The sequence below is a fragment of the Pseudomonas sp. Fl5BN2 genome (assembly GCF_009908205.1).
Classification (GTDB): Bacteria; Pseudomonadota; Gammaproteobacteria; order Pseudomonadales; family Pseudomonadaceae; genus Aquipseudomonas.
Genome location: NZ_JAAARL010000019.1, coordinates 78,120 through 100,013 on the forward strand (window position 1 = coordinate 78,120; position 21,894 = coordinate 100,013).

The following is a 21,894-nucleotide window of genomic DNA, read 5'->3' on the forward strand; positions in this document are numbered from 1 at the left end:
CCTGTTTACCGGTTCTCAGCGTCAACGGTTGTCATTCGGCGCGGGGCCCCGAGTGGCCGGCAAGGTGAAGCCGGATACCGAGCGGCGCAGTTGACTGGCCATTTTCGCCAGGTTACCGATGCTCTCGGCGGTCGCAGTCGAGCCAGACGAGGTTTGCGAGGTGATCTGCTGAATCACGTTCATGGTCAGGGAAATCTGTCCGGCCGAGGAGGTCTGCTGCTGGGCCGCGTTGGAAATGCTCTGGATCAGCGCCGCCAAGGTCTTGGATACACCCTCGATCTCTTCCAGGGCCACACCGGCGTCCTGGGCCAGTCGGGCTCCGCGCACCACTTCGGTGGTGGTCTGTTCCATGGAGATCACCGCCTCGTTGGTGTCGGTCTGGATCGCCCGCACCAGGGTCTCGATCTGCCGGGTGGCCGCCGAGGAACGTTCCGCCAGCCGTTGCACTTCGTCGGCCACCACGGCAAAGCCGCGCCCGGCGTCACCGGCCATGGAGGCCTGGATCGCCGCGTTCAGCGCGAGGATGTTGGTCTGGTCGGCAATATCGTCGATCAGGCTGACGATATCGCCGATTTCCTGGGAGGACTCGCCCAGGCGCTTGATGCGCTTGGCGGTGTCCTGGATCTGTTCACGGATGTTGTCCATGCCGTGGATGGTGTTGTGCACCACCTCGTTGCCCTTGTTGGCGATCTCCACCGAACGCTCGGCCACCGCCGAGGACTCCGCGGCGTTGGCCGACACCTGATCGATGGACTGGGCCATATCGTTGATCGCGGTGGAAGCTTCGGAAATCTGCTGGGCCTGGTGCTCCGAGGCTTCGGCCAGTTGCATCGCAGTGGCCTGGGTTTCCTGCACCGCGCCGGCCACCTGGCCGGCAGTGAGGTTGATCGTGGCCACCAGGTCGCGCAATTGGTCGACGGAGTAGTTGATGGAGTCGGCAATGGTCCCGGTGAAGTCCTCGGTGACCGAGGCCGTCACCGTCAGGTCGCCGTCCGCCAGGTCTTCGATCTCATCCAGCAGGCGCATGATCGCGTTCTGGTTACGCTCGTTCTTCTCGGCGGTTTCCTGCAGCTGGCGATTGGTCTCCCGGACCATCACCAGGCCGATGAGGATAATCGAAGCCAGCGCCAGCAACCCCAGGACGTAGCCGCCAATGGTGTCCAGCTTGCGACTGCCGGCCAGGTTCTCGAAACCGCTGGCCAGCAGCGAGGCCTCGTCCAGCAGGGTCTGAGACAGGCTGAAGATATTGCTCGCCGATTCACGTACTTGAAACAGTTCGGGAGAGGTTTCCAGAATCTCGTCCACGGAACCGGAGACAAACTCGAACAGCTCGGAAATCTCCGCCAGGCGGGCCCGCGCGTCAGGGTCCTCGACCTGGCTGATCTTCAAGCCCGGATTGCCCTGCAACATGCCGTTAAGCACCTGGCCAAAGCGGGCGGCATCACGGCCGAAGGCGTCGGCGGCCTGCACCGCGGTTTCGTCGCCGGCCAGCACCGTGTTGACCGCCCCGAGAATTCGCTCGGCCAACAACGACTGGCGTTGGGCCATGGCCACCTGGGCCGCAGGCGCACCTCGCTGGAGCAGGATCTCGACCACCTTTTCGTACTCCACCTGCAACTGCGGCACGGTTTCCGCCAGGGTCGCCGCCACTTGATGCAGGGACAATACGGTCTGTTCGCTGGCGAGGATCGCGTCGGTGTTCTTCAGCAGTTTTTCCCAGTCCAGCTGCACCGCGCGCATTTCCTGGCGCAGGGCGATGGGCGCCCCTGGCAAACCGGTACTGGGGTCGCCCTTCTTCAGGTAGCTCCAGCGCTGGGCAAAGTCGTTGCGTGCATCCCCCAGCAACTTGAACGCCGCGGCCTTGCCCGCCGCCGCCTCGGTGGCATTCTTGGCGATGCGCTGGGACAGCACCCGCAGCTCGCCGGCATGGCCGATGTACTGCTTGTCATAGGTGGCTTGGGTGTTGAGGTAAGCGAAGTTGGCGAACAGCAGCATGATGAACACGATCAGTGCGATGAACAGCACGATGATCTGCGAGCGACTGCGGGAGCCTTCCAGGGGCTTGCCGGTTTGGGCTTTGGTCATCGATCAGGCCTGTGGCGAGCGGGTGGTTCCGCCGTAAGGGGCCCGGGGCGCACGCAACGCTCGGGCAGCATGGATTGATTCAGGGAGGCGCATGCTTCCCGTGGCACTGCAAACGGGCTGCCATGGCGCCTGGGCGCCCCTCACGCCGCCACCTCGAGAAACCCTGGTGAACGCGCCAGGGCAAAGGGGCTGAAGACCTGCCAGACCTGGTCACGACGGAACTGCCCCTGCAGGTAGGGATAGATCGCGGCGTCGGCAAAGTCGCTGAGACTAGGCTCCAGGCTGTCCTGGGCAAAATGTTGCAGGCCGGCCACTTCATCCACCAACAAACCGAAGAACAGCTCCTTGTACTCCACCACCAGCGCTCGCCGCTGCTTGCGCAGGGGCGACAACTCATGACCGAAGAAACCGCACAGGTCCATGATCGGCAGCAGGCGCCCGCGCAGGTTGGCCACGCCCTTGACCCAGGGCCGGACCCCGGGCAGCAGGGTGTAGCGCGGCTCGTGCAGGACCTCGCTGATCTCGCCCATGGCGGCGACGTACCAATGCTCCCCCAGGCGAAAACCGATACCGCTCCAGCTCTGCTGACGGGTTTCCTGGGACGGCAGGTCCGCGGCCAGCAGACGACAGCGCTGGTCGATCTCCAGCAGCAGTTCGAAGGCGGTCTGGGATTCGCTCATGGCCCGGGCGGTCAGCCGGCCAGGACGTTGTTCAGGGTCTTGATCAGGGTCTCTTCATCCACCGGCTTGGTCAGGTAGTCCTTGGCGCCCTGGCGGGTGCCCCAGACCTTGTCGGTTTCCTGATCCTTGGTGGTAATGATGATCACCGGGATATGGCTGGTCTCGGCATCCTTGGTCAACTGGCGGGTGGCCTGGAAACCATTGAGGCCGGGCATGACGATGTCCATCAACACTGCGTCGGGCTTTTCTTCCCGGGCCAGGGCCACGCCGTCGGCACCGTTCTCGGCCTTGAGCACTTCATGGCCGTGCTTTTCCAGCATGCCGGTAAGTTTGTACATTTCAGTCGGCGAGTCATCGACGATCAGGATACGAGCCATGGTCTTCCCCATACGATAGTGGCGCGCAGCCCGCTGGCCGCACGCCATTGTGCGTGTCTACTGTGGCGTAAGCGCAACAAAGTCCGGGACATGGGCCTTGATCGCGCTCAGCAGTTCTTCCTTGCTGAAGGGTTTGGTCAAAAACTGGTCGGAGCCGACGATGCGGCCCTTGGCCTTGTCGAACAGACCGTCCTTGGAGGACAGCATAATCACTGGAATGGACTTGAACGCGCTGTTGTTCTTCACCAGCGCACAGGTCTGATAGCCGTCGAGCCGCGGCATCATGATGTCGACGAAGATGATTCCGGGATGATGATCGACGATCTTCGACAGTGCTTCGAAACCGTCCACTGCGGTGATGACCTCGCAGCCGACGCTCTTCAACAGCATCTCGGCCGTGCGGCGAATCGTCTTCGAATCGTCGATCACCATCACCTTCAAGGCATTGGAATGCTGTTCCATGTCTGCTCTACCATCGCCCCAGCGAATCGATTTAATCCGGTACTGCTGGCCAACGCCCCAAACCCTTGAACTTCAAGGCCTCAGCCCGGCATGCGAGCCTTTTTAGCACACTCTCCCCCCTGCAATCTATGGACCACGCCAGGCAGTGGTTTTTCCTTGACCCAGGCCCCTGTCAGCGCCACTCTGACGCCACTTTTTCGCCTTGCGCCTACTCATTTTTTGAAGGAATCCACCCATGAGCGTTCGCCTCGGGATTGTCATGGACCCTATCGCCAGCATTTCCTACAAGAAGGACAGCTCGCTGGCCATGCTGCTGGCCGCCCAAGAGCGCGGCTGGACCCTCTTCTATATGGAACAGCGCGATCTGTACCAGGGCGCCGGAGTCGCCCGGGCGCGCATGCGTCCGCTGCAAGTCTTCGCCAATCCAGAGAAGTGGTTCGAGCTGGAGGCCGAGATCGACTGCCCCCTGAGCGATCTGGACGTGATCCTGATGCGCAAGGACCCGCCCTTCGACATGGAGTTCGTCTACTCCACCTACCTGCTGGAACAAGCTGAAAGCGCCGGCGTGCTAGTGGTCAACAAGCCTCAGAGCCTGCGCGACTGCAATGAAAAGCTGTTTGCCACCTTGTTTCCGCAGTGCACACCGGCCACCGTGGTCAGCCGCCGTGCCGACGTGCTGCGTGAATTCGCCGCCGCACATGGCGACGTCATCCTCAAACCCCTGGACGGCATGGGCGGCACCTCGATCTTCCGCCACCGCGCTGGCGATCCGAACCTGTCGGTGATCCTGGAAACCCTGACTGCGCTCGGTAGCCAGCAGATCATGGCCCAGGCCTACCTGCCGGCGATCAAGGATGGCGACAAGCGCATCCTGATGATCGATGGCGAACCGGTCCCTTATTGCCTGGCGCGCATCCCCGCTGCCGGTGAAACCCGCGGCAACCTGGCGGCCGGCGGTCGCGGCGAAGCCCGTCCATTGAGCGACAAGGATCGCTGGATCGCCGCCCAGGTCGGCCCGACCCTGCGGGCCAAGGGCCTGCTGTTCGTCGGCCTCGACGTGATCGGCGAGCACCTGACGGAAATCAACGTCACCAGCCCGACCTGCATCCGCGAAATCGACAACGCCTTCGGCACCAACATCGGCGCACTGCTGATGGATGCCATCGATCAGAAGCTCAAGGCCAAGTGATGTAGAACAACCAAGCACAAACCAACATTGCGTTATCATGCGCCGCCTGTGAAACCCGCGATGTTGGTTTTGTGATGCCTCCTGTGATGTCGAACCGCCGATGAGCCTCCCGTCCGATCTGCCACCCGAACTTGCCCATAGCGGCGTGCGTGCGGCCGATCGCCTGGGTTTTACCCTGTTCCTCGCAGCGCTCCTGCACCTGGCGCTGATCCTCGGCCTGGGCTTCTCCTTTGCCGAGCCCCAGCAGATCAGCAAGACCCTGGAAATCACCCTGGCCACCTTCAAGAGCGAAACCAAGCCGAAGAAGGCCGATTTCCTCGCCCAGGAAAACCAGCAAGGCAGTGGCACCCTGGACAAGAAGGCCATTCCCAAGACCACCGAAGTTGCGCCGTTCCAGGACAACTCGGTAAAAAAGGTCACGCCGCCGCCCTCGGTCAAACCGCAGGTCAATGAAGTCGCACCCAAGGCGGCAGTGGCCACCACCGCACCGAAGCCGAAAAAGACCGTGACCCAACGCGAAGAGGTCAAGAAAGACCCGACGCCCAAGGCCGACACCCCGACATTCGACAGTTCGCAGCTGTCCAGCGAGATTTCCAGCCTGGAAGCCGAACTGGCCAACGAACAGCAGCTGTACGCCAAGCGTCCGCGCATCCACCGCATGAGTGCCGCCTCGACCATGCGTGACAAGGGTGCCTGGTACAAGGACGAATGGCGCAAGAAGGTCGAGCGCATCGGCAACCTCAACTACCCCGAAGAGGCCCGGCGCAAGCAGGTCTACGGCAACCTGCGGCTGATGGTCTCGATCAACCGCGACGGCTCCTTGTATGAAGTGCTGGTGCTGGAGTCCTCCGGCCAACCGCTGCTGGACCAGGCGGCCCAGCGCATCGTGCGCCTGGCAGCGCCGTTCGCCCCGTTCACCGGCGACCTGTCGGACATTGATCGCCTGGAAATCATCCGCACCTGGCGCTTCGCCCGGGGCGACAAGCTTTCCAGCAACTGACCCGCCCTCCCGTAGGAGCCGGCTTGCCGGCGAAGGGACCCGCAGGCCTGCGCAACCTTCGATGACGCCTTCGCTGGCAAGCCAGCTCCTGCAACAGGGTTGCGCTTGTCAGCCGGGCCCGCCAACGCCACACTAGTACTCATGAAAAATGTCAGCCCCAGCTACCTCAAGCATCACTTCCTGATCGCCATGCCGCATATGGCCGACCCGAATTTTGCGCAGACGTTGACCTACATCGTCGAGCACAACGCCAGTGGCGCCATGGGCCTGGTGATCAACCGGCCGCAGGACCTCAGCCTCGCCGACATCCTTGAACAACTGCGCCCCGACGAAGATCCGCCGATCCTCTGCCAGCATGTGCCGATCTTCAGCGGCGGCCCGGTGCAGACCGATCGCGGTTTCGTCCTGCACCCCAACGGCCCGGTCTACCAGGCCACGGTGGAGCTCGAAGGCCTGTCCCTGTCCACCTCCCAGGATGTGCTGTTCGCCATCGCCGAAGGCGTGGGACCGGCCAAGAGCCTGATCGCCCTGGGCTACGCCGGCTGGGAAGCCGGGCAACTGGAAGCCGAACTGGCGGACAACGCCTGGCTGACCTGCCCGTTTGACGCCGACATCCTGTTCAACACCAGCAGCGAACTGCGCTTGGAAGCCGCCGCGCGGCACCTGGGGGTCAACCTCAGCCTGCTCACCAGCCAGGCGGGCCACGCCTGATGGCCCTGCGACTGATCCTCGGCTTCGACTACGGCACCAAGCAGATCGGCGTCGCCGTGGGCCAGGCTATCACTGGCCAGGCCCGCGAGTTGTGCACCCTGAAGGCGCAGAATGGCGTGCCCGACTGGAATCAGGTGCAAGCCCTGATCAATGAATGGAAGCCCGACGCCGTAGTGGTGGGCCTGCCCCTGAACATGGACGGCAGCCCCAGCGACATGTGCGTACGCGCCGAAAAATTCGCCCGGCGCCTGAACGGCCGCTTCAATGTGCCCTTCTATACCCACGACGAACGCCTGACCACCTTCGAGGCCAAGGGCGAACGCCTGGCCCGGGGCGGCCAGAAAGGCAGTTACCGCGACAACCCGGTGGACGCCATCGCTGCGGCCCTGCTGCTGCAGGGCTGGCTCGACGAAAACGCCACGCTGTTGAACACCTGAAGACCCCGAATCCTGAGGATGCGCGGCCCTTCGGCTGCGCGCCTCCTGGCCCAACACCCGCCGTAAGTCCCCGCGCCTTGCTGCCCGGCAACCAGACGCGAGCCCACGAAGGAGCCACCATGAGTCTGCCCAATCCCGCCGCCCTGATCAGCCAGATGGCCATTGATCTCAACGCCCACCTGGCCAAGCGAGCCATCAGCGAGCCGCACTTCATCGGTATCCGTACCGGTGGCGTGTGGGTGGCCCAGGCCCTGTTGGAAGCCCTGGGCAGCAACTCGCCCCTGGGCACCCTGGATGTGTCCTTCTACCGCGACGACTTCAGCCAGAACGGCCTGCACCCTCAGGTACGCCCCTCGGAGCTGCCATTCGAGATCGAAGGCCAGCACCTGGTACTGATCGACGATGTGCTGATGAGTGGCCGGACTATCCGTGCCGCCCTCAACGAGCTGTTCGACTACGGCCGACCGGCCAGCGTGACCCTGGTCTGCCTGCTGGACCTGGATGCCGGTGAATTGCCGATTCGTCCGAATGTGGTGGGCGCGACCCTGTCGCTGGCCGCCCACGAGCGAGTAAAATTGTCCGGTCCTGCGCCGCTTCAACTCGAGCTCCAAGACCTCGCCCTCTAACTCGCCCTTTTAAGAGTCCATTGCGATGACGCCTCTAGACGCCAAGCGCCCGCTGCAGCTCAACGATCAGGGCCAGCTGCGCCATTTCCTGTCCCTCGACGGCCTGAACCGCGAGCTGCTGACGGAAATCCTCGACACCGCCGACTCGTTCCTCGAAGTCGGCGCCCGGGCAGTGAAGAAAGTCCCGCTGCTGCGCGGCAAGACCGTGTGCAACGTGTTTTTCGAGAACTCCACCCGCACCCGCACCACCTTCGAACTGGCGGCCCAACGGCTGTCGGCGGACGTGATCACCCTGAATGTCTCGACCTCTTCGGCGAGCAAGGGTGAAACCCTGCTGGACACCCTGCGCAACCTGGAAGCCATGGCCGCCGACATGTTCGTGGTACGCCACGGCGACTCCGGCGCCGCGCATTTCATCGCCGAACACGTATGCCCGCAGGTGGCGATCATCAATGGCGGCGACGGCCGCCATGCCCACCCGACCCAAGGCATGCTCGACATGCTGACCATCCGCCGGCACAAGGGCGGCTTCGAGAACCTTTCGGTGGCCATCGTCGGCGACATCCTGCACTCGCGGGTCGCGCGCTCGAACATGCTGGCGCTGAAAGCCCTCGGCTGCCCGGACATCCGCGTGATCGCGCCGAAGACCCTGCTGCCCATCGGCATCGAGCAGTACGGGGTCAAGGTCTACACCGACATGACCGAAGGCCTGAAGGATGTAGATGTGGTGATCATGCTGCGCCTGCAGCGTGAGCGCATGCAGGGTGGCCTGCTGCCTAGCGAGGGCGAGTTCTACCGCCTGTTCGGCCTGACCACCGCACGCCTGGCCGGGGCCAAGCCCGACGCCATCGTCATGCACCCGGGCCCGATCAACCGTGGCGTGGAGATCGAATCGGCAGTGGCCGACGGTCCGCACTCGGTGATTCTCAACCAGGTGACCTACGGCATTGCAGTGCGCATGGCGGTACTGTCCATGGCCATGAGCGGGCAGACCGCCCAGCGACAATTCGAGCAGGAGAACGCCCAGTGAAGCTCAGCATTCTCGGCGCCCGCGTCATCGATCCAAGCAGCGGCCTGGATCAAACCACTGATCTGCACCTGGAAGCCGGCAAGATCGTCGCCATCGGCGCCGCTCCCAACGGTTTCAACGCCGTCACCAGCATCGACGCCAAGGGGCTGATAGCCGCCCCCGGCTTGGTGGACCTGAGCGTCGCCCTGCGCGAGCCGGGCTACAGCCGCAAAGGCAGCATCGCCAGCGAAACCCGCGCCGCCGCTGCCGGGGGCGTCACCAGCCTGTGCTGCCCACCGCACACCAAGCCGGTACTGGACACCTCGGCCGTGGCCGAACTGATCCTCGACCGCGCCCGGGAAGCCGGCAACAGCAAAGTCTTTCCGATCGGGGCCTTGAGCAAGGGCCTGGAAGGCGAACAGCTTGCAGAGCTCATCGCGTTGCGCGACGCCGGTTGCGTGGCCTTCGGCAATGGCCTGGAAGGTTTCCGCAGTACCCGCACCCTGTGTCGTGCCCTGGAATATGCCGCGACATTCGACCTGACGGTGATCTTCCACTCCCAGGACCGTGACCTGGCCGAAGGCGGTCTGGCCCACGAAGGTGCCACCGCGAGCTTCCTCGGCTTGCCGGGGATTCCCGAAAGCGCGGAAACCGTGGCCCTGGCCCGGGACCTGCTGCTGGTAGAGCAAAGCGGCGTGCGCGCGCACTTCAGCCAACTGACCAGTGCCCGAGGTGTAGAACTGATCGCCCAGGCACAGGCCCGTGGCCTGCCAGTGACCGCCGACGTAGCGCTGTACCAGCTGATTCTCACCGATGAGGCGCTGATCGACTTCTCCAGCCTGTATCACGTGCAGCCGCCGCTGCGCTCCCGAGCCGATCGTGACGCCTTGCGCGAAGCCGTGAAGTCCGGAGTGGTGCAAGCCATCTCCAGCCATCACCAGCCTCACGAGCGGGATGCCAAGCTGGCGCCGTTCGGTGCCACCGAGCCGGGTATCAGCAGCGTCGAGTTGCTACTGCCTCTGGCCCTGACCCTGGTGCAGGATGGCTTGCTCGACCTGCCGACCCTGTTGGCACGCCTGAGCGCTGGCCCGGCCGAGGCCCTGCGCCTGCCGGCGGGCAAACTGATGGCCGGCGGTGCGGCGGACCTGGTGCTGTTCGACCCAGCCAGCTCCACCGTGGCCGGCGAACGCTGGCTGTCCAAGGGCGAGAACTGCCCGTTCCTCGGCCATAGCCTGCCGGGGGCAGTGCGCTACACCCTGGTGGACGGGCATATCAGCTATCAGGGCTGAGGGCGCGACGCCCGCTTTCGCCGACACGCCGGCTCCCGCGAGGAGCTGGCGTGTCGGCGATGCCTGGTTCAGCGGCGCTTGGCGTTTTCCAGGGAGACCTGGTCGTTCAGGGTCCAGAAGTCGTACAGCACCCCGATGAAGAACAAGCCGCCGGTAAACAGGTAGAGCACACCACTCAACCATTTGCCCTGGTACATGCGGTGCACGCCAAATACCCCGAGGAAGGTCAGGAGTATCCAGGCAACGCTGTATTCCACCGGCCCCGAGGTAAACCGCAGGTCCGCTTCCCGGTCCATGGACGGGATCAGGAACAAGTCGATCAGCCAGCCGATCCCCAACAGACCGAAGGTGAAGAACCAGATCGTCCCGGTTACCGGCTTGCCGTAGTAGAAGCGGTGGGCACCGGTAAAACCGAAAATCCACAACAGGTAACCGATCACCTTGCTGTGGGTATCGTGGGTCGATGCATCCTGACGATAGGTATTCATTGAGAGCCTCTTTATAGGTGATAGATAAATATTCTTAAAAACTTTGTGACTTTTTTACAGGCGTTCGACGTGTTGCCAATGTTACCTTCTCTTCCGTCAAAGCCTTGTACTGCCTGACTTCTGACAGTCTTCTGCGTCAAGTTGCCACCTCTTTGCCGAAGTTGACCCCAAGGTTGAATCGACAAACGGCCTCGGAAGTGACCTGAAAGCTGTTATAAAGTTGCGCGCTAACCAAATAAGAGCCTTGCCTAATGCGTCCATTTTTCAAGACATGGCTAACCATTTGCCTATTAATGCCACTGGCCGCCCACGCCACCAACCGTGAGCAACGACTTCCCAACGTTAATGGCTACACCCCGAAATCCCATGTTTCGACGGTCACCGCCAAGAACAAAACCTCGATCAAGCACCCCACCCGCCTGAGCAAAGCCGACAGCAAACTGGTCGCCAACAATACCGGCCGACCTAGCACCACGGTCCTCAGCCGCGCGGTCAACGTTCTCGGTACTCCTTATCGTTGGGGCGGCAGCAGCCCAAGTAAAGGCTTCGACTGCAGCGGGCTAGTGCGCTACGCCTTCAATGACGTCGCCGCCGTGGACCTGCCACGTACCTCCAACGCCATGGCCAGTGGCCACGGCCAGAAGGTCGAACGCAAGGACCTGAAACCTGGCGACCTGCTGTTCTTCAACATCAAGAGCCGCAAGGTCAACCATGTTGCCATCTACCTGGGCGAAGACCGCTTTATCCACGCCCCACGGCGCGGCAAGGCAGTGACCATCGACACCCTGAAAAAACCTTATTGGCAGAGCCACTATGTGGTTGCCAAGCGGGTCCTGCCTAAAGAGCACGCGCCCCTGCGGGTTGTGCAGCGCTAACACCCCGATTCGCCGGCAAGCCGGCTCCTACAGGTTGTTGTAGGAGCCGGCTTGCCGGCGAATGCATTTCCAGCCCCGTCAAAAGCTCTCCGGCATCCGCGCCTTCTCCCGCGCCTGTTCACGGCTGATCAACCCCTGCCCCAGCAATGCCTTCAGGCTCATGTCCAGCGTGCGCATGCCCTGCGAGCCTCCGGTCTGGATCGCTGAATACATCTGCGCCACCTTGTCCTCACGGATCAGGTTACGGATCGCCGGGCTGCCCAGCATGATCTCGTGAGCCGCCACCCGGCCGCCGCCAACCTTCTTCACCAGCACCTGGGCGATCACCGCCTGCAGCGACTCGGCCAGCATCGAGCGCACCAGGGCCTTCTCCTCCCCCGGAAATACATCCACCAGCCGGTCGATGGTCTTGGCTGCCGACGAAGTGTGCAAGGTGGCGAACACCAGGTGCCCGGTTTCCGCGGCGGTCAGCGCCAGGCGAATGGTTTCCAGATCGCGCAACTCGCCCAACAGGATCACATCCGGGTCTTCCCGCAGGGCCGCGCGCAAGGCCGTGGCAAAGCTCTGGGTGTCACGCGGCACTTCGCGCTGGTGAACCAGGCAATTCTTCTGCGAATGAATGAACTCGATGGGGTCTTCGATGGTGAGGATGTGCTGCTGTCGTTGCTGGTTGAGATGGTCGATCATCGCCGCAAGCGTAGTGGACTTGCCGCTGCCGGTGGGCCCGGTAACCAGCACCAGCCCCCGCGGCACCTCGGTAATCTGCCGAAATACCTCCCCCAGCCCCAGCGCCTCCAGGCTCTGTACCCGTGACGGGATCAAGCGCAGCACCGCACCGGCGCCGCGAGCATGCTGGAAGGCATTGACCCGAAACCTGGCCACACCTGGCAGCTCATAAGCGAAGTCGAGATCCTGATGACTGGCGAACGCCTGCCTTTGCGACTCGCTCATCAAGCCATGAATCAAGGCCAACACCTGCTGCGCTTCCAGGGCCGGGCAATCCAGCGGACGAATATCGCCGTCAATGCGCAACATTGGCGCCAGCCCGGCGGAGAGATGCAGGTCGGAAGCGCCCTGGGAGACGCTCAAGAGCAAGAGTTCGCTGATGTCCATAGTGCCCCCCAATTCCAGTAGAATGCCGCGAGCTTCAGGCCCGCCCGTACCCGGCAAATTCAATTGCCCGGCCCGGGCCATATCCGGCACAGTCCTTGAGCACTGCTCGGGCCGGTGGACAGAAAGGGTCTGGTGGATTCACGCGGCCAGGGGCGGCCAAGATCACCGGCACCCAGCCGCCGTTACTTTTGAGACGGAATCGAATGTCCACGATAGCAGACAACATTGCCCAGCTAGCCGAGCGCATCCGCAGCGCCTGCCAGGCCGTCCAGCGTGACGAACACAGCGTGCAATTGCTCGCTGTGAGCAAGACCAAACCTGCCGCGGCGCTACGCGAAGCCTATGCCGCCGGGCTGCGTGATTTTGGCGAGAACTATCTGCAAGAGGCCCTGGGCAAGCAGCAGGAACTGGCCGACCTGCCCTTGAGTTGGCACTTCATCGGCCCCATTCAGTCGAACAAGACTCGCGCTATTGCCGAGCACTTTGACTGGGTGCATTCCGTGGATCGCTTGAAAATCGCACAACGCCTGTCCGAGCAACGCCCCGCCGAGCTGCCCCCGCTGAACATCTGCATTCAGGTGAATGTCAGCGGCGAAGCCAGCAAGTCCGGCTGCGCTCCGGCCGACTTGCCGGCCCTGGCCAGTGCGATCAGCGCCTTGCCACACCTGCAACTGCGCGGATTGATGGCGATTCCCGAGCCCACCGAGGATCGCGCAGCCCAGGACGCCGCCTTCGCTGCGGTACAGACGCTGAACAACAGCCTGCGGGACAGCCTCAAGCTGCCCCTGGACAGCCTTTCCATGGGCATGAGCCACGACCTCGAAGCGGCCATTGCCCAAGGCGCCACCTGGGTGCGGATCGGTACCGCGCTGTTTGGTGCCCGCGACTACAGTCAGTCCTGATGCGACTGAACCCGACTTCATATAAGGACCTGTCATGAACACGACTCGTATCGCTTTTATCGGTGCCGGCAACATGGCCGCCAGCCTCATCGGCGGCCTGCGGGCCAAAGGTCTGGAGGCCGCGCAGATCCGCGCCAGCGACCCCGGCGAGGAAACCCGGGCCAAGGTCGCGGCTGAACACGGTATCCAGGTGTTCGCCGACAACGCCGAGGCCATCGACGGCGTCGACGTGATCGTCCTGGCGGTCAAGCCCCAGGCCATGAAAGCCGTGTGCGAAGCCCTGCGCCCGAGCCTGCAGCCACAACAACTGGTGGTGTCCATCGCCGCCGGCATCACCTGTTCCAGCATGAACAACTGGCTCGGCGAGCAGCCGATCGTGCGTTGCATGCCCAACACTCCGGCGCTGTTGCGCCAAGGCGTCAGCGGCTTGTACGCCACCACGCAAGTGAGTGCAGAACAGCGGCGCCAGGCCGAAGAGCTGCTGTCCGCCGTAGGCATCGCCCTGTGGCTGGAACAGGAGCAACAACTGGATGCCGTAACTGCGGTTTCCGGCAGTGGTCCGGCGTACTTCTTCCTGCTGATCGAGGCCATGACCGCCGCTGGCGAGAAACTCGGCCTGCCCCGGGAAACCGCCGCACAACTGACCCTGCAGACGGCCCTGGGCGCGGCCCACATGGCCGTCTCCAGTGATGTCGATGCCGCCGAACTGCGCCGCCGCGTGACCTCGCCCGCCGGCACCACTGAGGCCGCGATCAAGTCGTTCCAGGCCGGTGGTTTTGAAGCACTGGTAGAAAAAGCTTTGGGTGCCGCCGCGCACCGCTCGGCCGAAATGGCTGAACAACTCGGTCGCTAACCCGCCCCTACAAAGGAATCGATAATGTTCGGACTCAACGACGCTGCCATTTTTGTCATTCAGACCCTCGGCAGTCTTTACCTGCTGGTGGTCCTGCTGCGCTTCATGCTGCAAGTGGTACGGGCGAACTTCTACAACCCGATCTGCCAATTCATCGTGCGCGCCACCCAGCCGCTGCTCAAGCCCATGCGCCGGCTGATCCCCAGCATGTTCGGGCTGGACATGTCATCGCTGATCCTGGCGCTGATCGTACAAATGGCTCTGTTCGCCATCATCCTTACCCTCAGCCACATCCCCTTCAATGCGCTGGGGCTATTGCTCTGGGCGCCGATCGGCATCTTCGCGCTGTTCCTGAAGATCTGGTTCTTCGCCATGATCATCAGTGTGATCCTGTCCTGGGTCGCTCCTGGCAGCCAGAGCCCGGGCGCGGAACTGGCCTACCAGATCAGCGAACCCTTTCTGGCCCCGTTCCGCCGGATCGTGCCTAACCTGGGCGGCCTGGACATCTCGCCGATCCTGGCCTTCATCGTGATTCAACTGCTGCAACAGTGGCTGATTCCGCAACTGGCGCTCTCCAGCTACATGCCTCCTGAGCTGTTCGGGCTGATCTGATGAGTTTTTTCCGCTGGGACGGTGACGATCTGATCCTGGATTGTCACCTGCAACCCAAGGCCAGCAGCGATGAGTTTGCTGGCCTGCACGGCGACCGATTGAAGATCCGCCTGACCGCTCCACCGGTCGAAGGCAAGGCCAATGCGCACCTGATGGCATTCCTGGCCAAGGCCTTCGGCATTCCCAAGAGCAATGTCAGCCTGATCAGCGGCGAGCTGAACCGGCAGAAACGCGTGCGCCTGCAAGCGCCGAAGAAGCTGCCGGAGCTGCCGGGGCTGGCTCGCCCCGCCTGATTCGCCGGCAAGCCGGCTCCTACGCCCCGCGTCCGCTGTAGGAGCTGGCTTGCCAGCGAACCTCCCAGGTCATTTCCCGCAACGAACACAGCCCCGGGCTTTGCTTGCCGCTGGATGCAGCGGTCTTTAGACTTACGCCTCATTTGAATGAGAGCAGGGTCGATGCCAACTGCCTTTCCCGCCGATTCTGTTGGCCTGGTCACACCGCAAATAGAACACTTCAGCGACCCCCTGGCCCTGGCCTGCGGGCGCGCTCTGCCGGCCTACGACCTGATCTATGAAACCTACGGCCAGCTCAATGCCAGCGCCAGCAACGCGGTGCTGATCTGCCACGCCCTGTCCGGTCATCACCACGCCGCCGGCTACCACAGCCCCGACGACCGCAAGCCGGGTTGGTGGGACAGCTGCATCGGTCCCGGCAAGCCGATCGATACCAGCAGGTTCTTCGTGGTCAGCCTCAACAACCTCGGCGGTTGCAACGGTTCCACCGGCCCCAGCAGCATCAATCCGGAGACTGGCAAGCCGTTCGGCGCCGACTTCCCGGTGCTCACCGTGGAGGACTGGGTGCACAGCCAGGCGCGCCTGGCAGATCGCCTGGGCATTGACCAGTGGGCTGCGGTGATCGGCGGCAGCCTCGGTGGCATGCAGGCCCTGCAATGGACCATCACCTACCCGGATCGGGTACGGCACTGCCTGGCCATCGCCTCGGCGCCCAAGCTCTCGGCGCAGAACATCGCCTTCAACGAAGTGGCGCGCCAGGCGATTCTCACCGACCCGGAGTTCCACGGTGGCTCGTTCCAGGAACAAGGGGTAATCCCCAAGCGCGGGCTGATGCTGGCGCGGATGGTGGGCCATATCACCTACCTGTCCGACGACTCCATGGGCGAGAAATTCGGTCGCGGCCTGAAGAGCGAAAAGCTCAACTACGACTTCCACAGCGTCGAGTTCCAGGTGGAAAGCTACCTGCGTTATCAGGGCGAGGAGTTCTCCGGGCGGTTTGACGCCAACACCTACCTGCTGATGACCAAGGCCCTGGACTATTTCGACCCGGCGGCAAACTGCGACGATGACCTGGCCAAGACCTTCGCCAACGCCACGGCCAAGTTCTGCGTGATGTCCTTCACCACCGACTGGCGCTTCTCCCCGGCCCGCTCCCGAGAGCTGGTGGATGCACTGATGGCCGCGCGCAAGGACGTCTGCTACCTGGAGATCGATGCACCACAGGGGCACGACGCTTTTCTGATTCCGATCCCGCGCTACCTGCAGGCTTTTAGTCACTACATGAACCGCATAACGCTGTGAGGGCACGATGAGAGCCGATCTGGAAATCATCCAGGAATGGATCCCCGCCGGCAGCCGCGTCCTCGACCTGGGCTGCGGTAATGGCGAGCTGCTGAGCTGGCTGCAAGAACACAAGCAAGTCACCGGCTACGGCCTGGAAAACGACGCTGACAACATCGCCGAGTGCGTGGCCAAGGGCATCAACGTGATCGAGCAGGACCTGGACAAGGGCCTGGGCAACTTTGCCAGCAACAGCTTCGATATCGTGGTCATGACCCAGGCCCTGCAGGCCGTGCATTATCCGGACAAGATTCTCGACGAAATGCTCCGGGTCGGCCGCCAGTGCATCATTACCTTCCCCAACTTCGGTCACTGGCGCTGCCGCTGGTACCTGGCCAGCAAGGGCCGGATGCCGGTGTCGGAGTTCCTGCCGTATACCTGGTACAACACGCCGAACATCCACTTCTGCACCTTCGGCGACTTCGAAGAACTGTGCCGTGAACGTGAAGCCCGAGTGATCGATCGCCTTGCCGTCGATCAACAACACCGGCATGGGTGGGCCAGTAAGCTATGGCCTAATCTCTTAGGAGAGATCGGCATCTACCGCGTCAGCAGTCCCGGTCTGCAAGAGCACAAAGTCGCGGTATAAACCACCTTGTACCAAGGAGAAACAATCATGGGACGCTTGATTACGCTGCTACTGACTGCCTGCCTGAGCCTGACGGCCCTGGCTGCTGATCCGATCAAGGGCGAACGCAAGGAAGTGTTCGGTGACGTTACCGTGCACTACAACACCTTCAACTCCACCTACCTGCAGCCGGACATTGCCAAGTCCGCGGAACTGATCCGCAGCAAGAACCAGGGTGTGATCAATATCTCGGTGATCAAGAACAATATGCCCGTGGTCGCCCAGGTCAGCGGTACGGTCAAGGACCTGACCAGCAAGAGCATTACCTTGAACTTCCGGCAAATCACCGAACAGGGCGCGATCTACTACATCGCCCAATTCCCGGTGGAACAGCAAGAAAACCGTACTTTCACCATCAATGTGCAAACTGGCAGCGATACCAATAGCTTCAGTTTCAACCAAGAGCTTTTCCCGGGCGAATAATGAACCTCACGCAACTCGTACTGGCCAGCCATAACGCCGGCAAACTCAAAGAACTCCAGGCCATGCTCGGCGCCTCGGTGCAACTGCGCTCGATCGGCGAGTTCAGCAGCGTCGAGCCGGAAGAAACCGGCCTGTCGTTCGTCGAGAACGCCATCCTCAAGGCGCGCAATGCCGCGCGCATCTCCGGCCTGCCGGCGCTGGCGGACGACTCTGGCCTGGCAGTGGACTTCCTCGGCGGCGCACCGGGCATCTACTCGGCGCGCTATGCCGATGGCCAGGGCGATGCAGCGAACAACGCCAAGCTGCTGGCAGCGCTGCAGGATGTTCCAGAAGAACAGCGTGGCGCGCAGTTCGTTTGCGTCCTGGCCCTGGTCCGGCATGCCGACGATCCGCTGCCGATCCTCTGTGAGGGCCTGTGGCACGGGCGCATCCTTACTGCCGCCAGCGGCGAACACGGCTTTGGCTACGACCCACTGTTCTGGGTTCCGGAGCGTGACTGCTCCAGCGCCGAACTGGGCCCCGTGGAGAAGAACCAGCTCAGCCACCGTGCCCGCGCCATGGCCATTCTGCGGCAACGCCTGGGCCTGCAATGAACACTGATTCGTCCGCGTCGCCGCTGATTCTCGGCGGCGCGCAAACGCCCCGCGCGGCCCTGCCCGACCTGCCGCCCCTGGCGTTGTACATCCACATCCCGTGGTGTGTACGCAAATGCCCCTATTGCGACTTCAACTCCCACGCCGCCAGCCCGACGCTGCCGGAGGAAGAGTATGTCGATGCCTTGCTGGCCGACCTCGACCAGGACCTGCACGCGGTGTACGGCCGCGAGCTGAGTTCGATCTTCTTCGGCGGCGGCACCCCGAGCCTGTTCAGCGCCCTGGCCCTGGGCCGGCTGCTCAAGGGCGTGGAACAACGCATTGCCTTCGCCAGCGACATCGAGATCACCCTGGAAGCCAACCCCGGGACCTTCGAGCAGGAGAAGTTCACCGCCTACCGCGCCCTGGGGATAAACCGCCTGTCCATCGGCATCCAGAGCTTCCAGGAGCAGAAGCTCAAGGCCCTGGGCCGCATCCATAACGGTGACGAGGCCATTCGCGCTGCCGGCATGGCGCGCCAGGCCGGGTTCGACAACTTCAACCTGGACCTGATGCACGGCTTGCCGGACCAGTCCCTGGACGACGCTCTGGGTGACCTGCGCCAGGCCATCGCGATGAAACCGACCCACCTGTCCTGGTACCAGCTGACCCTGGAGCCCAACACGGTGTTCTGGAACCAGCCACCAACCCTGCCGGAAGACGACACCCTGTGGGATATCCAGGAAGCCGGACAGGCGCTGCTGGCCGAGCACGGTTATAGCCAGTACGAAGTCTCGGCCTATGCCCAGCCCGGCCGTGCGGCGCGGCACAACCTGAACTACTGGAGCTTTGGCGACTTCATTGGCATCGGCGCCGGCGCCCACGGCAAGCTCAGCCACCCGGACGGACGCATCCTGCGCACCTGGAAGACTCGTCTGCCCAAGGACTACCTGAACCCGGCCAAGCACTACCAGGCCGGCGAGAAGGCCCTGAGCAACGAGGAGCTGCCGTTCGAGTTCCTGATGAACGCCCTGCGCCTTACCGACGGCGTCGACGCGGCCCTGTTCGCCCAACGTACCGGCCTCGATCCGCTGAGCCTCGCCGAAGGTCGGCGCCAGGCCGAACAAAGCGGCTTGTTGCAGGTCGAACCGTCACGCCTGGCGGCCACGGCCCGTGGGCAACTGTTCCTCAATGACCTGCTGCAATACTTTCTGATCTAAGGAAATCACATGGATCTGATACTCGATCTGCTTGCCACCGTGTCCCGCTGGAGCCGCAGCAATCTTTCGGAAATCGCCCTGGCGTTGGTGGGCTGCCTGCTGGTGCTGTTCGGCGCGGACATCAAGGGCTGGGTCGAGCAACGCCTGGGCGGCATGGCCGGCGCCCTGCGGGTGCCGCTGATGGCCCTGCTGTGCATGGTCGGCAGTGGCCTGGCGCTGATCTATGCCACACCGTGGATCGTGCGCGGCCTGAGCCAGTTCAACAACTACAGCCTGGCCCCAGTGTTGCTGGTGGTGCTGGTGCTGATTGGCGTAGTCGCTGATCGTCGCTGACCTTTAGCCCCGCTCCTACCCCCCGTAGGAGCCGGCTTGCCGGCGAACGCAATCTAACGCCCCCCCGTTATCAAGGATGAACATGAGCAAGAAACTCATCGAAGACACCAGCAAGTTCCTCAGCTACGTGCTGCGCCACGAGCCTCAGGCCATTGGTCTGGAACTGGACAGCGAAGGCTGGGGCGATATCGACGCGCTGATCAGCGGCGCGGTCAAGGACGGCCGGCAACTGAGCCGGGAACTGATCGCGCTGGTGGTCGAAGGTAACGACAAGAAGCGCTTCGCCCTTTGCGCTGACGGCCAGCGGATTCGTGCAGTCCAGGGGCATTCCAACAAGACCGTGCAATTGCAGCTTGAGGAAAAGCAACCGCCCGCCGTCCTCTATCACGGCACCGCCACACGGTTTATGGATTCAATCAACGAAAAGGGGCTGATTCCCGGTTCACGTCATCACGTGCACCTGTCCCAGGAAATCGACACCGCCAAGGCTGTGGGGCAGCGTTACGGCAAGGTGGTGATCCTGCAGATCGCCGCACAGGCCATGCAGGCCCAGGGCTTCAAGTTCTATCAGGCAGAGAATGGGGTGTGGCTGACCGACCAGGTGCCGGTCGGTTTCATCCAAGCCCTGTAGGAACCAGCTTGCTGGCGAAGGCGTCCTTGCGGGCCCCTTCGCTGGCAAGCGGAACGCCGCCCGGCCAGCTCCTACAACAGCGGGTTTGCGTGGCTCAGGCCAGCTTTTCGAACTTCAGGTCCCACACGCCATGGCCCAGGCGCTCGCCTCGACGCTCGAACTTGGTGATCGGGCGCTCGGCAGGGCGTGGCACGCACTTGCCGTCTTCAGCCAGGTTGCGATAGCCCGGAGCGACGTCCATCACTTCCAGCATGTACTCGGCATAGGGCTCCCAGTCGGTGGCCATATGCAGGACGCCACCGACCTTGAGCTTGCTGCGCACCAATTCGGCAAACGACGCCTGGACGATGCGACGCTTGTGGTGCCGGCTCTTGTGCCAAGGATCGGGGAAAAACAGCATCAGGCGATCCAGACTGTTGTCGGCGATGCAGCGGTTGAGCACTTCAATTGCATCGCAGTCGTAGACCCGAAGGTTGGTCAGGCCCTGGGTCAGCACGCCATTGAGCAGCGCGCCGACACCCGGACGGTGAACTTCTACACCGATGAAATCCTGTTCCGGGGCCGCCGCCGCCATCTCCAGCAGCGAGTGGCCCATGCCAAAGCCAATCTCCAGGGAGCGCGGCGCCGAACGGCCGAATACCTGGTCGTAATCCACCGGCGCGTCGGCCAGGGGCAGCACGTACAGTGGCGTCCCCTGGTCCAGGCCGCGTTGCTGGCCTTCGGTCATGCGCCCGGCACGCATCACGAAACTCTTGATCCGGCGGTGTTGGCGCTCGTCGCCGGTTTCCGGCTCGATTGGCGTGTCGTTTGATTCAGTCATCAATGGCTCTTACTTGATCAGACCATCCAGCGGCGAGGAGGCGCTGGCATAGAGTTTCTTCGGCATGCGACCGGCGAGGTACGCCAGGCGGCCCGCGACAATTGCGTGTTTCATGGCTTCGGCCATCATGATCGGCTGCTGCGCGTGGGCAATCGCCGAGTTCATCAGCACCGCTTCACAGCCCAGCTCCATGGCGATAGTGGCATCGGAGGCAGTACCGACACCGGCATCCACCAGCACCGGGACCTTGGCTTCTTCGAGGATGATCTGCAGGTTGTAGGGGTTGCAGATCCCTAGCCCGGTACCGATCAGACCGGCCAGAGGCATGACCGCGATGCAGCCCATTTCCGCCAGCTGACGAGCAATGATCGGGTCATCGCTGGTGTAGACCATCACGTCGAACCCTTCCTTGACCAGCACTTCGGCGGCCTTGAGGGTTTCCAGCACGTTGGGGAACAAGGTCTTCTGGTCGGCCAGTACTTCCAGCTTCACCAGGTTGTGGCCATCCAGCAGCTCACGGGCCAGACGGCAAGTGCGCACGGCTTCTACCGCGTCATAGCAACCGGCGGTATTGGGCAGGATGGTGTAGCGATCCGGCGGCAGGATATCCAGCAGGTTCGGTTCGCCCGGGTTCTGGCCGATATTGGTCCGGCGCACGGCGACGGTGACGATCTCGGCGCCCGAGGCCTCGATGGCCAGGCGGGTTTCTTCCATGTCGCGGTACTTGCCGGTGCCTACCAGCAAACGCGACTGGTACGTCCGACCGGCCAGGACGAAAGGCTTGTCACTACGAACGTTGCTCATCGGAAATCCTCTGTTGGGGTGAGGTTCTTGCAGAATTCTGTATCAGGCCCGGGGCGCTGGTGACCCTCGATCCGGGGCCGGTGAAAGCCTGTCGTCCATGAGTGGGCCCGGAATCGGGCCA

The 21,894-nt window shown here is 62.8% G+C and carries 27 protein-coding genes; 19 read left to right on the top strand and 8 right to left on the bottom strand.

Features of this window, described 5'->3' with window-relative positions; all coding sequences use genetic code 11:
• Positions 1-21: 21 nt before the first annotated feature.
• The 4 genes from GV819_RS24415 to pilG form a co-directional block, all read right to left on the bottom strand.
• A complete protein-coding gene (locus GV819_RS24415) occupies positions 22-2,085 on the bottom strand; it encodes a methyl-accepting chemotaxis protein (protein WP_161758610.1) in 2,064 nt (687 codons plus the stop codon).
• A 140-nt stretch (positions 2,086-2,225) separates the two neighbouring features.
• Positions 2,226-2,765: a chemotaxis protein CheW gene (locus GV819_RS24420; RefSeq protein WP_161758611.1), complete on the bottom strand. Its 540-nt coding sequence runs from the start codon at positions 2,763-2,765 to the stop codon at positions 2,226-2,228.
• Positions 2,766-2,776: 11 nt separating this feature from the next.
• Positions 2,777-3,142 carry a twitching motility response regulator PilH gene (gene pilH / locus GV819_RS24425; RefSeq protein ID WP_011064000.1) on the bottom strand — a complete coding sequence of 122 codons (366 nt, stop codon included), beginning with the start codon at positions 3,140-3,142 and terminating at the stop codon, positions 2,777-2,779.
• 57 nt (positions 3,143-3,199) lie between these two features.
• Complete coding sequence (gene pilG / locus GV819_RS24430) at positions 3,200-3,604, bottom strand: twitching motility response regulator PilG (RefSeq protein ID WP_161758612.1); 405 nt, start codon at positions 3,602-3,604, stop codon at positions 3,200-3,202.
• 235 nt (positions 3,605-3,839) lie between these two features.
• Between pilG and gshB the strand changes: the two genes are divergently transcribed.
• The 7 genes from gshB (at position 3,840) to GV819_RS24465 (ending at position 9,865) form a co-directional block, all read left to right on the top strand.
• Positions 3,840-4,793 (top strand): glutathione synthase, encoded by a 954-nt coding sequence (gshB, locus tag GV819_RS24435; protein ID WP_161758613.1) that lies wholly within the window; start codon positions 3,840-3,842, stop codon positions 4,791-4,793.
• A gap of 100 nt (positions 4,794-4,893) precedes the next feature.
• A complete protein-coding gene (locus tag GV819_RS24440) occupies positions 4,894-5,793 on the top strand; it encodes an energy transducer TonB (RefSeq protein ID WP_161758614.1) in 900 nt (299 codons plus the stop codon).
• A 141-nt stretch (positions 5,794-5,934) separates the two neighbouring features.
• Positions 5,935-6,504, top strand: coding sequence for a YqgE/AlgH family protein (locus tag GV819_RS24445; RefSeq protein ID WP_161758615.1), 570 nt, complete (start codon positions 5,935-5,937; stop codon positions 6,502-6,504).
• The gene (ruvX, locus tag GV819_RS24450) at positions 6,504-6,941 is read left to right on the top strand and encodes a Holliday junction resolvase RuvX (RefSeq protein WP_161758616.1); all 438 of its coding nucleotides are present in this window, start codon (positions 6,504-6,506) and stop codon (positions 6,939-6,941) included. The genes GV819_RS24445 and ruvX overlap by 1 nt, the downstream gene beginning before the upstream one ends.
• Before the next feature lie 119 nt (positions 6,942-7,060).
• The gene (pyrR, locus tag GV819_RS24455; RefSeq protein WP_161758617.1) at positions 7,061-7,567 is read left to right on the top strand and encodes a bifunctional pyr operon transcriptional regulator/uracil phosphoribosyltransferase PyrR; all 507 of its coding nucleotides are present in this window, start codon (positions 7,061-7,063) and stop codon (positions 7,565-7,567) included.
• Positions 7,568-7,592: 25 nt separating this feature from the next.
• Entirely contained in the window at positions 7,593-8,597 is a 1,005-nt protein-coding gene (locus GV819_RS24460; protein ID WP_159889569.1) for an aspartate carbamoyltransferase catalytic subunit, read from the top strand.
• Positions 8,594-9,865, top strand: coding sequence for a dihydroorotase (locus GV819_RS24465; protein WP_161758618.1), 1,272 nt, complete (start codon positions 8,594-8,596; stop codon positions 9,863-9,865). The genes GV819_RS24460 and GV819_RS24465 overlap by 4 nt, the downstream gene beginning before the upstream one ends.
• 68 nt (positions 9,866-9,933) lie before the next feature.
• Here GV819_RS24465 and GV819_RS24470 read toward each other — a convergent pair whose 3' ends face one another.
• Positions 9,934-10,353 (bottom strand): NINE protein, encoded by a 420-nt coding sequence (locus tag GV819_RS24470; protein WP_161758619.1) that lies wholly within the window; start codon positions 10,351-10,353, stop codon positions 9,934-9,936.
• A 251-nt stretch (positions 10,354-10,604) separates the two neighbouring features.
• On the opposite strand from GV819_RS24470, the gene GV819_RS24475 reads away from it, so the two are divergent.
• Positions 10,605-11,228, top strand: coding sequence for a C40 family peptidase (locus tag GV819_RS24475; RefSeq protein ID WP_161758620.1), 624 nt, complete (start codon positions 10,605-10,607; stop codon positions 11,226-11,228).
• A 78-nt stretch (positions 11,229-11,306) separates the two neighbouring features.
• Here GV819_RS24475 and GV819_RS24480 read toward each other — a convergent pair whose 3' ends face one another.
• Positions 11,307-12,341 carry a type IV pilus twitching motility protein PilT gene (locus GV819_RS24480; RefSeq protein WP_161758621.1) on the bottom strand — a complete coding sequence of 345 codons (1,035 nt, stop codon included), beginning with the start codon at positions 12,339-12,341 and terminating at the stop codon, positions 11,307-11,309.
• A gap of 203 nt (positions 12,342-12,544) precedes the next feature.
• Here GV819_RS24480 and GV819_RS24485 point away from each other — a divergent pair, with 203 nt between their 5' ends.
• The 11 genes from GV819_RS24485 to GV819_RS24535 all read left to right on the top strand — a co-directional run bounded on the left by GV819_RS24485 (position 12,545) and on the right by GV819_RS24535 (position 20,149).
• Entirely contained in the window at positions 12,545-13,243 is a 699-nt protein-coding gene (locus GV819_RS24485) for a YggS family pyridoxal phosphate-dependent enzyme (RefSeq protein ID WP_161758622.1), read from the top strand.
• 34 nt (positions 13,244-13,277) lie between these two features.
• On the top strand, positions 13,278-14,096 hold the full coding sequence (gene proC / locus GV819_RS24490) for a pyrroline-5-carboxylate reductase (protein WP_161758623.1): 819 nt from the start codon (positions 13,278-13,280) through the stop codon (positions 14,094-14,096).
• Positions 14,097-14,120: 24 nt separating this feature from the next.
• Entirely contained in the window at positions 14,121-14,708 is a 588-nt protein-coding gene (locus GV819_RS24495) for a YggT family protein (RefSeq protein WP_161758624.1), read from the top strand.
• Positions 14,708-15,001 carry a DUF167 domain-containing protein gene (locus tag GV819_RS24500; RefSeq protein WP_161758625.1) on the top strand — a complete coding sequence of 98 codons (294 nt, stop codon included), beginning with the start codon at positions 14,708-14,710 and terminating at the stop codon, positions 14,999-15,001. The genes GV819_RS24495 and GV819_RS24500 overlap by 1 nt, the downstream gene beginning before the upstream one ends.
• Before the next feature lie 162 nt (positions 15,002-15,163).
• Positions 15,164-16,303: a homoserine O-succinyltransferase MetX gene (metX, locus tag GV819_RS24505; protein ID WP_161758626.1), complete on the top strand. Its 1,140-nt coding sequence runs from the start codon at positions 15,164-15,166 to the stop codon at positions 16,301-16,303.
• Positions 16,304-16,310: 7 nt separating this feature from the next.
• A complete protein-coding gene (gene metW / locus GV819_RS24510) occupies positions 16,311-16,931 on the top strand; it encodes a methionine biosynthesis protein MetW (RefSeq protein WP_161758627.1) in 621 nt (206 codons plus the stop codon).
• A 27-nt stretch (positions 16,932-16,958) separates the two neighbouring features.
• Positions 16,959-17,393 carry a DUF4426 domain-containing protein gene (locus GV819_RS24515; RefSeq protein ID WP_161758628.1) on the top strand — a complete coding sequence of 145 codons (435 nt, stop codon included), beginning with the start codon at positions 16,959-16,961 and terminating at the stop codon, positions 17,391-17,393.
• Positions 17,390-17,986 (top strand): RdgB/HAM1 family non-canonical purine NTP pyrophosphatase, encoded by a 597-nt coding sequence (gene rdgB, locus GV819_RS24520; RefSeq protein WP_368668934.1) that lies wholly within the window; start codon positions 17,390-17,392, stop codon positions 17,984-17,986. Before GV819_RS24515 ends, rdgB begins: the two co-directional genes overlap by 4 nt.
• Complete coding sequence (hemW, locus tag GV819_RS24525; protein ID WP_161758630.1) at positions 17,983-19,185, top strand: radical SAM family heme chaperone HemW; 1,203 nt, start codon at positions 17,983-17,985, stop codon at positions 19,183-19,185. The genes rdgB and hemW overlap by 4 nt, the downstream gene beginning before the upstream one ends.
• A gap of 9 nt (positions 19,186-19,194) precedes the next feature.
• The gene (locus GV819_RS24530) at positions 19,195-19,518 is read left to right on the top strand and encodes a DUF3392 domain-containing protein (protein WP_161758631.1); all 324 of its coding nucleotides are present in this window, start codon (positions 19,195-19,197) and stop codon (positions 19,516-19,518) included.
• 82 nt (positions 19,519-19,600) lie between these two features.
• On the top strand, positions 19,601-20,149 hold the full coding sequence (locus GV819_RS24535) for an RNA 2'-phosphotransferase (RefSeq protein WP_161758632.1): 549 nt from the start codon (positions 19,601-19,603) through the stop codon (positions 20,147-20,149).
• A 94-nt stretch (positions 20,150-20,243) separates the two neighbouring features.
• Here GV819_RS24535 and trmB read toward each other — a convergent pair whose 3' ends face one another.
• A complete protein-coding gene (trmB, locus tag GV819_RS24540) occupies positions 20,244-20,969 on the bottom strand; it encodes a tRNA (guanosine(46)-N7)-methyltransferase TrmB (protein WP_161758633.1) in 726 nt (241 codons plus the stop codon).
• 9 nt (positions 20,970-20,978) lie between these two features.
• Positions 20,979-21,773: a thiazole synthase gene (locus tag GV819_RS24545; RefSeq protein WP_161758634.1), complete on the bottom strand. Its 795-nt coding sequence runs from the start codon at positions 21,771-21,773 to the stop codon at positions 20,979-20,981.
• Positions 21,774-21,894: the final 121 nt, after the last annotated feature.

Bases quoted from the DNA above. Each gene is read 5' to 3' on its own strand.
- metX (WP_161758626.1), top strand. From the start codon at position 15,164: ATGCCAACTGCCTTTCCCGCCGATTCTGTTGGCCTGGTCACACCGCAA.
- proC (WP_161758623.1), top strand. From the start codon at position 13,278: ATGAACACGACTCGTATCGCTTTTATCGGTGCCGGCAACATGGCCGCC.
- pilG (WP_161758612.1), bottom strand. From the start codon at position 3,604: ATGGAACAGCATTCCAATGCCTTGAAGGTGATGGTGATCGACGATTCG.
- GV819_RS24460 (WP_159889569.1), top strand. From the start codon at position 7,593: ATGACGCCTCTAGACGCCAAGCGCCCGCTGCAGCTCAACGATCAGGGC.
- GV819_RS24545 (WP_161758634.1), bottom strand. From the start codon at position 21,773: ATGAGCAACGTTCGTAGTGACAAGCCTTTCGTCCTGGCCGGTCGGACG.
- GV819_RS24485 (WP_161758622.1), top strand. From the start codon at position 12,545: ATGTCCACGATAGCAGACAACATTGCCCAGCTAGCCGAGCGCATCCGC.
- trmB (WP_161758633.1), bottom strand. From the start codon at position 20,969: ATGACTGAATCAAACGACACGCCAATCGAGCCGGAAACCGGCGACGAG.
- metW (WP_161758627.1), top strand. From the start codon at position 16,311: ATGAGAGCCGATCTGGAAATCATCCAGGAATGGATCCCCGCCGGCAGC.
- pyrR (WP_161758617.1), top strand. From the start codon at position 7,061: ATGAGTCTGCCCAATCCCGCCGCCCTGATCAGCCAGATGGCCATTGAT.
- GV819_RS24445 (WP_161758615.1), top strand. From the start codon at position 5,935: ATGAAAAATGTCAGCCCCAGCTACCTCAAGCATCACTTCCTGATCGCC.
- GV819_RS24440 (WP_161758614.1), top strand. From the start codon at position 4,894: ATGAGCCTCCCGTCCGATCTGCCACCCGAACTTGCCCATAGCGGCGTG.
- GV819_RS24530 (WP_161758631.1), top strand. From the start codon at position 19,195: ATGGATCTGATACTCGATCTGCTTGCCACCGTGTCCCGCTGGAGCCGC.
- gshB (WP_161758613.1), top strand. From the start codon at position 3,840: ATGAGCGTTCGCCTCGGGATTGTCATGGACCCTATCGCCAGCATTTCC.
- GV819_RS24535 (WP_161758632.1), top strand. From the start codon at position 19,601: ATGAGCAAGAAACTCATCGAAGACACCAGCAAGTTCCTCAGCTACGTG.
- GV819_RS24480 (WP_161758621.1), bottom strand. From the start codon at position 12,341: ATGGACATCAGCGAACTCTTGCTCTTGAGCGTCTCCCAGGGCGCTTCC.
- GV819_RS24515 (WP_161758628.1), top strand. From the start codon at position 16,959: ATGGGACGCTTGATTACGCTGCTACTGACTGCCTGCCTGAGCCTGACG.
- GV819_RS24420 (WP_161758611.1), bottom strand. From the start codon at position 2,765: ATGAGCGAATCCCAGACCGCCTTCGAACTGCTGCTGGAGATCGACCAG.
- GV819_RS24470 (WP_161758619.1), bottom strand. From the start codon at position 10,353: ATGAATACCTATCGTCAGGATGCATCGACCCACGATACCCACAGCAAG.
- GV819_RS24415 (WP_161758610.1), bottom strand. From the start codon at position 2,085: ATGACCAAAGCCCAAACCGGCAAGCCCCTGGAAGGCTCCCGCAGTCGC.
- GV819_RS24495 (WP_161758624.1), top strand. From the start codon at position 14,121: ATGTTCGGACTCAACGACGCTGCCATTTTTGTCATTCAGACCCTCGGC.
- GV819_RS24500 (WP_161758625.1), top strand. From the start codon at position 14,708: ATGAGTTTTTTCCGCTGGGACGGTGACGATCTGATCCTGGATTGTCAC.
- pilH (WP_011064000.1), bottom strand. From the start codon at position 3,142: ATGGCTCGTATCCTGATCGTCGATGACTCGCCGACTGAAATGTACAAA.
- GV819_RS24475 (WP_161758620.1), top strand. From the start codon at position 10,605: ATGCGTCCATTTTTCAAGACATGGCTAACCATTTGCCTATTAATGCCA.
- hemW (WP_161758630.1), top strand. From the start codon at position 17,983: ATGAACACTGATTCGTCCGCGTCGCCGCTGATTCTCGGCGGCGCGCAA.
- ruvX (WP_161758616.1), top strand. From the start codon at position 6,504: ATGGCCCTGCGACTGATCCTCGGCTTCGACTACGGCACCAAGCAGATC.